Annotated in this window: 9 protein-coding genes; 3 read left to right on the top strand and 6 right to left on the bottom strand. The window is 63.6% G+C overall.

Annotation, left to right across the window (positions count from 1 at the left end; all coding sequences use genetic code 11):
• Positions 1–97: 97 nt before the first annotated feature.
• The 3 genes from prfA to ACEN88_RS18790 all read right to left on the bottom strand — a co-directional run bounded on the left by prfA (position 98) and on the right by ACEN88_RS18790 (position 3,266).
• Positions 98–1,174, bottom strand: a complete 1,077-nt coding sequence (prfA, locus tag ACEN88_RS18800; RefSeq protein WP_056133989.1) for a peptide chain release factor 1 — start codon at positions 1,172–1,174, stop codon at positions 98–100.
• Between the two features lie 74 nt (positions 1,175–1,248).
• Positions 1,249–2,523 carry a glutamyl-tRNA reductase gene (hemA, locus tag ACEN88_RS18795; protein ID WP_413341955.1) on the bottom strand — a complete coding sequence of 425 codons (1,275 nt, stop codon included), beginning with the start codon at positions 2,521–2,523 and terminating at the stop codon, positions 1,249–1,251.
• 53 nt (positions 2,524–2,576) lie between these two features.
• On the bottom strand, positions 2,577–3,266 hold the full coding sequence (locus ACEN88_RS18790) for a response regulator transcription factor (protein WP_056133996.1): 690 nt from the start codon (positions 3,264–3,266) through the stop codon (positions 2,577–2,579).
• Between the two features lie 211 nt (positions 3,267–3,477).
• On the opposite strand from ACEN88_RS18790, the gene ACEN88_RS18785 reads away from it, so the two are divergent.
• Positions 3,478–3,984, top strand: coding sequence for a hypothetical protein (locus ACEN88_RS18785; RefSeq protein ID WP_413341954.1), 507 nt, complete (start codon positions 3,478–3,480; stop codon positions 3,982–3,984).
• Between the two features lie 28 nt (positions 3,985–4,012).
• Here the strand turns inward: ACEN88_RS18785 and minE are convergent, their stop codons facing one another.
• From minE to minC, 3 genes are read right to left on the bottom strand one after another with little or no spacing between them, the layout of a single operon-like run.
• A complete protein-coding gene (minE, locus tag ACEN88_RS18780) occupies positions 4,013–4,264 on the bottom strand; it encodes a cell division topological specificity factor MinE (RefSeq protein WP_036231293.1) in 252 nt (83 codons plus the stop codon).
• A gap of 1 nt (position 4,265) precedes the next feature.
• A complete protein-coding gene (minD, locus tag ACEN88_RS18775; RefSeq protein ID WP_413341953.1) occupies positions 4,266–5,081 on the bottom strand; it encodes a septum site-determining protein MinD in 816 nt (271 codons plus the stop codon).
• 53 nt (positions 5,082–5,134) lie between these two features.
• The gene (gene minC, locus ACEN88_RS18770) at positions 5,135–5,917 is read right to left on the bottom strand and encodes a septum site-determining protein MinC (protein ID WP_413341950.1); all 783 of its coding nucleotides are present in this window, start codon (positions 5,915–5,917) and stop codon (positions 5,135–5,137) included.
• 386 nt (positions 5,918–6,303) lie between these two features.
• Here minC and ACEN88_RS18765 point away from each other — a divergent pair, with 386 nt between their 5' ends.
• Together ACEN88_RS18765 and phbB are read left to right on the top strand one after the other, a co-directional pair.
• Positions 6,304–7,482, top strand: a complete 1,179-nt coding sequence (locus ACEN88_RS18765; RefSeq protein WP_413341949.1) for an acetyl-CoA C-acetyltransferase — start codon at positions 6,304–6,306, stop codon at positions 7,480–7,482.
• Between the two features lie 78 nt (positions 7,483–7,560).
• The gene (gene phbB / locus ACEN88_RS18760; RefSeq protein WP_413341947.1) at positions 7,561–8,301 is read left to right on the top strand and encodes an acetoacetyl-CoA reductase; all 741 of its coding nucleotides are present in this window, start codon (positions 7,561–7,563) and stop codon (positions 8,299–8,301) included.
• The last annotated feature ends 141 nt before the right edge of the window (positions 8,302–8,442 follow it).

The following is an 8,442-nucleotide window of genomic DNA, read 5'->3' as shown; positions in this document are numbered from 1 at the left end:
TTACTCTCTACAAACTTACCCCGTTCTAACCCCGGGGGCCCCCCCCCTTTTTTTTAAAATTCCCAAAAACGGGGCCCCCACCCCGGTTTGTTGTTGATCAATCCCCCAGCGCCGCCAGTTGTTCGGCCTGGTGCTCGGCCGACAGGGCGTTCGTCAGTTCGGCCAGGTCGCCGTCCATGATCATGTCCAGTTTATAGAGCGTCAGGTTGATGCGGTGGTCGGTCAGGCGGCCCTGCGGGAAGTTGTAGGTGCGGATACGCTCGCTGCGGTCGCCCGAGCCGATCAGGCTTTTACGGGTTGCCGCTTCCTTGCTCTGCTGCTCGCGCAATTGCACGTCCTTGATGCGCGCGGCGAGGACTTTCATTGCCTGCGCCTTGTTCTTGTGCTGGCTGCGGTCGTCCTGGCATTCGACGACGATGCCGGTCGGCAGGTGCGTCAGGCGGACGGCGGAATCCGTCTTGTTGATGTGCTGGCCGCCGGCGCCCGAAGCGCGGTAGGTGTCGATGCGCAGGTCGGCCGGATTGATCTGCACGTCCTCCACTTCGTCCGCCTCCGGCATCACGGCGACGGTGCAGGCGGAGGTGTGGATGCGGCCCTGCGTCTCCGTCGCCGGTACGCGCTGCACGCGGTGGCCGCCGGACTCGAATTTCAGTTTCGAGTAGGCGCCCTGGCCGACGATGCGCACGATGACTTCGCGGTAGCCGCCCAGGTCGGACGGCGATTCCGACACCATCTCCACCTGCCAGCGGTTGCGCTCCGCGTAGCGCGTGTACATGCGCAGCAGGTCGCCCGCGAACAGCGCGGATTCGTCGCCGCCCGTGCCGGCGCGGATCTCGAGGAAGATGTTGCGCTCGTCGTTCTCGTCCTTCGGCAGCAGCATCTTCTGCAACTCGAGGTCCAGTTCCGCCATGCGCGCCTTCGCCGCGTCGATCTCGTCCTGCGCGAATTCCTTCATGTCCGGGTCGGCGAGCATCTCCTGCGCGGCGTCGATGTCGGCCTGCGCGGTCTGGTACTGGCGATAGACGGCCACCAGCGGACTCAGTTCGGCGTGTTCGCGGTTCAGCTTGCGGAAGCTGTCCATGTTCGCGGTGGCGCCTTCGGACATCAGGAGTTCGTCCAGTTCGACGAGGCGGTTGGCCAGTTGGTCCAGCTTGGCCAGCATGGATGGTTTCATAGGGCTCTTATGGGGAATGACAGCGGACAAGCCGCGGGAAGCGGCACGCGGGTACGACGAAGGAGTGCGGGCCGCTAACGGCGGCCGCGGAACAGCTGGGGCAGCAAACTCGCGAGGCGGGCGCGTTCGTCGCCCTGGGCGCGGTGCAGGGCCTGTTGCGGGCCGTGCAGGAATTTCGCGGTGAGGCCCTTCGACAGGGCGTCGAGCACCGTCTCGATGTCTTCGCCCCTGGCGAGCAGCTTGCGCGCCCGTTCCAGTTCGGCCAGGCGCATCGCTTCGCTCGATTCGTGCATGTCGCGGATGACGGGCACCACGGCGCGGTCGCCGATCCAGTGCATGAACGACTGCACGCGCGTCTCGATGATGGCCTCGGCCTGCGCGACGGCCGCCTGGCGGCTTTCGACGCCGGTGCGCACCACCTCGGCCAGGTCGTCGACCGTGTACAGGAACACGTCGTTCAGGCGGCCCACTTCCGGTTCGATGTCGCGCGGGACGGCCAGGTCGACCATGAACATCGGCCGGTGCCGGCGCGCTTTAATTGCGCGTTCGACGAGGCCCTTGCCGATCAGCGGCAAGGTGGAGCCGGTGGAGGCGATGACGACGTCGAACTGCGCCAGGCGTTCAGAGAGGTCGGCGAGGCCGATCGCGCTGCCGTTGAAGCGCGCGGCCAGCGCCTCGCCGCGTGACAGCGTGCGGTTGGCGATCGTGATCGACTTCGGATTGTGGGCGGCGAAGTGCGTGGCGCACAGCTCGATCATCTCGCCGGCGCCGATGAACAGCACGTTCTGCTCGCTGACGCGATCGAAGATGCGTTCCGACAGGCGCACGGCGGCGGCGGCCATCGACACGCTGTGCGCGCCGATCTCGGTCGTCGATCGCACTTCCTTCGCGACGGCGAAGCTGCGCTGGAACAGCTGGTGCAGATAAGTACCGAGGCCGCCCGCTTCGTCGGCGACGCGCACGGCATCCTTCATCTGGCCGAGGATCTGGGCCTCGCCCAGCACCATCGAATCGAGGCCGGAGGCGACGCGGAACGCGTGGCGCACGGCGTCGTGCTGCGGCAGCATGTACAAATGCGGGCGCAGGTCGGCGAAATTCAGGTCGTGGTAATCCGCGAGAAAGCGCGCGGACGCGTCGAGCGGGTCGGGTGCGCAGCTGGCGGCGTACATCTCGGTGCGGTTGCACGTGGAGAGCAGCGCCGCTTCGTCTTCGCCGCGAGTATTGAACTTCGAGAACCAGCCGCGCGCCGCCTGCACCGCATCGCCCAGCTGCTCAGGCGCCAGCGCCAGTTGCTCGCGCAGCGAGACCGGTGCTGTAGTGTGATTGAGGCCGACGGCGAGCAGTTGCATGGGTGATCAAAAATTGGGCAGCGCGCCCATTATACCCCTACAGCGTCAGGGTTTCACGCGCCCAGCTTTTCCAGCCTGTAGCCGTAGCTATAGACCGGCACGAGGCGAAAACCGTTTTCCGGACGCAGGCGCAGTTTGTTGCGGACGCGCGAAACGTGGGTGTCCATCGTACGCGACGGGACGGCCGTTTCGCGCACCCAGATCGATTCGTGGATGTACGCACGCGACAGCGGACGGCCCAGGTTGCGGAAAAACAGCAGCGCCAGGTTGAATTCCTTGTGCGTGACGTCGATCTGTTCGCCGTCCATCATCAGGCGGCCCGGGCGGGTCTCGAACACGTACGGACCGAACTGTAACTGTTCGGCACCATTCTGCGACGGGTACGCCCGGCGCAGCAGGGCCTGCGTGCGTGCCACCAGCTCGCCGCGGCGCAGCGGCTTGACGAGGTAGTCGTCGGCACCGGCCGTGACGCCGGCCACGATGTCGTCTTCGGCCGAGCTGCCGGCCAGGAACATCGTCGGGGTATTCGGCGCCAGTTTTTCCTTGGCGCGGCGCAGGAGTTCCGCCGCCGGGACGTCGGTCACTTGCCAGTCGACGATCAGCAGGTCGGTGCTGTCCTTGCGGAGTTGCCCCAGCAATTCTTTACCACTGTCGAAGGCTTGACAGCTGTGCCCAGCTCCGTTCAGAACTTGGCAGATGAGTTCTGCCTGGGTCGTGTCGTTGTCCAGTACGGATATTCTCATGATTTTCAGGCTGTCTCGGCTTGTGGGACTGAAGGACATCACTGTAGGAACATTCCTACAATGTCACTAAATATATCAGACTTTTAAAACGCAAAGCTACTGATGCCTCAGATAAATTCACATTTTCGTTGGGAAATTGCGTCATAGTTGTGTCAGGCCGTAGACAAACTCCCGGTTACACTGACGTCAACATTGTGGTTGAGGAGCTAACATGTTCAAGAAGAAGAGTCAGGGCGACGAATTGGCCCTGTTGCCGGTCTCCAGCGAGGACATCGAACGCGTGCGCGAACGCTGCCGCGGCCTCGTGCGCAAGCGCGCGGCCATTTCGGCAGGCGTATCCGTGATCCCGGTGCCGGGCGTGGACATCGTTGCGGACCTGTCCAGCTTTGCCGTCATGGTGGAAGAGATCAACCGGGCGTTCGGCCTGTCGCCGGAGCAGATCGACCGGCTGCAGCCGCGCATGCGCATCGCCACTTACCAGGCCGTGGCGGCCATCGGCAGTACGCTCGTGGGCAAGATCGTGACGAAGGAGCTGGTGCTGAAGCTGTTGCAGAAGTCGGGCGCCAAGCTGGCGGCCAAGTCGGCGGCGAAGATCGTGCCGCTGGCGGGGCAGGTCGCGTCGGCCGCGATCGGCTTTGCGTTATTCAGGCAGATGGGCTACCAGCACATCGATGCCTGCACGCGCGTCGTGCGCGAGGTGGCCGCCGCGCCGGCGTGATCACCCCGGCGCGGCAGAAAGAACGGGGTCAGGCGTCCGGCAGGACGACGTTGACGTCGAGCACTTCCAGGTTGCCCTGGCGGTCGAGGGAAATCTTGATGTCCTCGGCGTTGACCTTGGTGTACTTGGAGATCACTTCGATCAGCTCGCGGTGCAGGGCGGGGAGGAAATCCGGGCCGCCGCGGCCGCTGCGTTCGCGCGCGATGATGATCTGCAGCCTTTCCTTGGCCGCCGTCGCGCTTTTCTGATTCTTGGGGAACAGGAATGAGAGCAGAGGCATATCACTTCGCTCCGAACAGGCGCTGCAGGAAGCCCGGCTTTTCGTAACTGGTGAAGCGCAGCGGGATGTCTTCGCCCAGGAAGCGGGACACGACGTCCTGGTAGGCCTGGGCCACGTCCGTCTCCTTGAAGTGGATGGCCGGGTTGCCCTGGTTCGACGCGTGCAGCACGGCTTCCGATTCCGGAATGATGCCGAGCAGGGGGATGCGCAGGATTTCCTGCACGTCCTCGTACGACAGCATTTCGTCGTTTTCCACGCGGCGCGGCGAGTAGCGGGTGATCAAGAGGTGTTCCTTGACCGGTTCGCCGCCGCTCTGGGCGCGGCGCGACTTGGCTTGCAGGATGCCGAGGATGCGGTCGGAGTCGCGCACGGACGAGACTTCCGGATTGGTGACGATCAGCGCTTCGTCGGCGAACGTCAGTGCCATCAGGGCGCCGTGCTCGATGCCGGCCGGCGAGTCGCAGATGATGAATTCGAAGTCCATCTTGACCAGCTCGTTCAGCACGTTTTCCACGCCTTCTTCCGACAGCGCGTCCTTGTCGCGCGTCTGCGAAGCCGGCAGGATGAACAGGTTGTCGCAGTGCTTGTCCTTGATCAGGGCCTGGGTCAGGCTCGCTTCGCCGTTGATGACGTTGATCAGGTCGTACACGACGCGGCGTTCGCAACCCATGATCAGGTCGAGATTGCGCAGGCCGACGTCGAAATCGATGACGACGGTCTTGTGCCCGCGCAGTGCGAGGCCGGTCGAGAAGCTTGCGCTCGAGGTGGTCTTGCCCACACCACCCTTACCGGACGTTACAACGATAATTCTTGCCATGAAAAAATTGTGTCCTTTTCAGTATCTGGTCAGTGCTGGTACAGGGGCGCGCTTTAATTGCGGGTCGCCGAACCCAGCGATGATATATCGATTCGGTCGCCGACCAAACGGATTTGTGCCGGCTGGCGTGCGACCTCCGCCGGGAAACCTTCGTCGAACGTCCGGTAAACGCCCGCGATCGACACCAGTTCTGGCTGTAACTGCAGCGCGAAGATGCGCGCGCCCGCATTGCCCGACGCCCCCGCCAGCGCGCGGCCGTGCAGCGGCGCGTACACGTGAATGCTGCCGTCGGCGATGAGCTCCGCGCCATTGTTCACGACGGCGGTCACGATCAGGTCGGTGCCGCGCGCGTAGATGCGCTGGCCGGCACGGACCGGCGTGTCGACGATCATTGCGTGCACCGGTGCCGCAGGGGCCGGCGCGGGCGATGGTGCGGGTTCGGCTGTGGGCTCTGCCGTGTCGACCGGTGCCGCGGGCACCTCCCGTTCGCGGCCGGCGCTCGTCTGCAAGCCGCTGGTGCCGTCGTCCAGGAACAGGTCGTGGGCGCGGATCACGTCGTGCAGCGCGGCCGGCGCGCCGCGCACGGCGACGGCGTTCAGGCGGTACTTCTTGAGCAGCGCGACCAGCGCCTCCCAATCGAGGTGCGCGGCGTCGTCGGCGATGCCGGCGACGTCGATGACGGCAAATTCATCCTCGAAAAAATCCGACACACCCCCGGTCATCTGCTTCAGCGCGGCATCGATCGCGATCGGATCGGCCGAGTGCAGGATGGTCGAAATGGCCACGACCGTGGAGATCTTGATTTCGATGGGCAGGGAGCTCGAGCTTTTGGGCATAAATCAATGTGGTTGGCTTAGCCCGTGCATTCTACTGTGAAATTTCACTCAACGGAAAAGGGTTTTGGGCGAGTTTGGATGACTGGAAACTCCTGTTTCCTGAACAAAAATAATGTCTGAGAAAGATGCTCAGCCTTAAGCAAAATCAATAAAAAGGCTGTTTTTTCCGATGAATAAGCTGATAAGATTGATTTTGCTTAAACAAGATTTAAGCGAGGTCACTAATATTGTTGGCTTTCTGTCCAAGCTTGAGCGGAGATTGTGATTCCTCAAGCGCGCGTTGTGCTGGTGTTCGAATTCTTCCAGGCCTGGGCAGAAAAAGGCCGACAGCAGGGCTGTCCACTCATTGAACCCCGGCCGCTGGGGCCGGGATACCGGAGATTGATATGGAAGATGTCGTAATCGTGGCCGCAGGCCGTACTGCAATCGGCAAGTTCGGTGGCACGCTCTCAAAAATTCCGGCTGCCGAGCTAGGCGCCCAGGTCATCAAGCACCTGCTGACGAAGACCGGCATCGATCCGGCCGCGGTCAGCGAAGTCATCATGGGCCAGGTCCTGACGGCCGGCGTCGGCCAGAACCCGGCGCGCCAGGCGGTCATCAAGAGCGGCCTGCCGGACAAGGTCCCGGCGTTCACCCTGAACATGGTATGCGGCTCCGGCCTGCGCGCCACCCACCTGGCGGCCCAGGCCATCAAGTGCGGCGACGCCTCGATCGTGATCGCCGGCGGCCAGGAAAACATGAGCGCCTCGCCGCACGTGCTGAACGGTTCGCGCGACGGCTTCCGCATGGGCGATGCCAAGCTGACCGACACGATGATCGTCGACGGCCTGTGGGATGTCTACAACCAGTACCACATGGGCGTGACGGCCGAGAACGTCGCGCGCAAGTACGAAATCTCGCGCCAGGAACAGGACGAATTCGCGTTGCAGTCGCAGCTGAAGGCGGAAGCCGCGCAAAAGGCCGGCAAGTTCAAGGACGAGATCATCCCGATCGAGATCGCCTCCAAGAAGGGCACCACCGTGTTCGATACCGACGAGTATCCGAAGCACGGCGCCACGCTGGAAGGCCTGGCCAGCCTGCGTCCGGCCTTCAACAAGGAGGGCACCGTCACCGCCGGCAACGCATCCGGCCTGAACGACGGCGCCGCCGCCGTGATCATGATGTCGGCCTCGAAAGCGAAGGAACTGGGCCTGACCCCGATCGCCCGCATCAAGGGGTATTCGTCGGCCGGCCTGGACCCGGCCATCATGGGCATGGGCCCCGTCGACGCCGCCCGCCAGGCGCTGGAAAAGGCCGGCTGGAAGCACGAAGAAGTCGACCTGATGGAAATCAACGAAGCCTTCGCCGCCCAGGCCGTCGCCGTCAACAAGCAGATGGGCTGGGACACGTCGAAGATCAACGTCAACGGCGGCGCGATCGCGCTGGGCCACCCGATCGGCGCCTCGGGCGCGCGCGTGCTGGTGAGCCTGCTGCACGAAATGGTCCGCCGCGACGCCAAGAAGGGCCTCGCTGCCCTGTGCATCGGCGGTGGCATGGGCGTTGCCCTGGCAGTCGAGCGCGATTAAACACCCGCACGGCGCTACCGCTGGGGCGCCGTGCCGGTATCCGTAGTTAACAAGTGTGTGCAAAACTAGGAGAAGACAATGGCTAGAGTGGCATTAGTGACCGGCGGCATGGGCGGCCTGGGTGAAGCGATCTGTATCAAGCTGGCGGCGCTCGGCTACAAGGTCGTGACGACGTACTCGCCGGGCAGCAAGAAAGCGGAAGGCTGGCTTGCTGCAATGCGCGAACAGGGCCATGACTTCAAGGCGTATGAATGCGACGTGTCCGATTACGACTCCGCCCAGGCCTGCGTGGCCAAGGTCGTGCAGGAAGTCGGCCCCGTCGACGTGCTGGTCAACAACGCCGGTATCACGCGCGACATGACCTTCAAGAAGATGGACAAGGTCAACTGGGATGCGGTCATGAAGACCAACCTGGATTCCGTGTTCAACATGACCAAGCCCGTCGCCGACGGCATGGTCGAGCGCGGCTGGGGCCGCGTCATCAACATCTCGTCCGTCAATGGCCAGAAGGGCGCGTTCGGCCAGACCAACTACTCGGCGGCCAAGGCCGGCATCCACGGGTTCACGAAGGCCCTGGCGCTGGAAGTGGCGCGCAAGGGCGTCACCGTGAACACCATCTCGCCGGGCTACATCGGCACCAAGATGGTCACCGACATCCCGGCCGAAGTGCTGGAATCGAAGATCCTGCCGCAGATCCCGATGGGCCGCCTGGGCAAGCCGGAAGAAGTGGCTGGCCTGGTCGCGTACCTGTCGTCGGACGAAGCCGCCTTCGTCACCGGCGCTAACATCGCCATCAACGGCGGCCAGCACATGCAGTAAGCGGCCGCGCTTGCGACGCATCGACACCGCCTCCGGGCGGTGTTTTTTTTGGTGCGCCCAGCATGGGCGCACTCTTGTGGGTGGAAGTCCCGCCGCGAGCTGACCACAGCGAGCGAAGCGAAGCGCAACTGCACGAGGGCG

Source organism: Massilia sp. CT11-108 (assembly GCF_047302915.1).
Lineage (GTDB): Bacteria > Pseudomonadota > Gammaproteobacteria > Burkholderiales > Burkholderiaceae_D > Telluria > Telluria orientalis.
This window is presented reverse-complemented; position numbering and strand designations above follow the sequence as displayed.

What these genes read in the sequence shown, in the direction of transcription:
- prfA (WP_056133989.1), bottom strand. Translation starts at nt 1,174, where the DNA reads ATGAAACCATCCATGCTGGCCAAGCTGGACCAACTGGCCAACCGCCTC.
- hemA (WP_413341955.1), bottom strand. Translation starts at nt 2,523, where the DNA reads ATGCAACTGCTCGCCGTCGGCCTCAATCACACTACAGCACCGGTCTCG.
- ACEN88_RS18790 (WP_056133996.1), bottom strand. Translation starts at nt 3,266, where the DNA reads ATGAGAATATCCGTACTGGACAACGACACGACCCAGGCAGAACTCATC.
- ACEN88_RS18785 (WP_413341954.1), top strand. Translation starts at nt 3,478, where the DNA reads ATGTTCAAGAAGAAGAGTCAGGGCGACGAATTGGCCCTGTTGCCGGTC.
- minE (WP_036231293.1), bottom strand. Translation starts at nt 4,264, where the DNA reads ATGCCTCTGCTCTCATTCCTGTTCCCCAAGAATCAGAAAAGCGCGACG.
- minD (WP_413341953.1), bottom strand. Translation starts at nt 5,081, where the DNA reads ATGGCAAGAATTATCGTTGTAACGTCCGGTAAGGGTGGTGTGGGCAAG.
- minC (WP_413341950.1), bottom strand. Translation starts at nt 5,917, where the DNA reads ATGCCCAAAAGCTCGAGCTCCCTGCCCATCGAAATCAAGATCTCCACG.
- ACEN88_RS18765 (WP_413341949.1), top strand. Translation starts at nt 6,304, where the DNA reads ATGGAAGATGTCGTAATCGTGGCCGCAGGCCGTACTGCAATCGGCAAG.
- phbB (WP_413341947.1), top strand. Translation starts at nt 7,561, where the DNA reads ATGGCTAGAGTGGCATTAGTGACCGGCGGCATGGGCGGCCTGGGTGAA.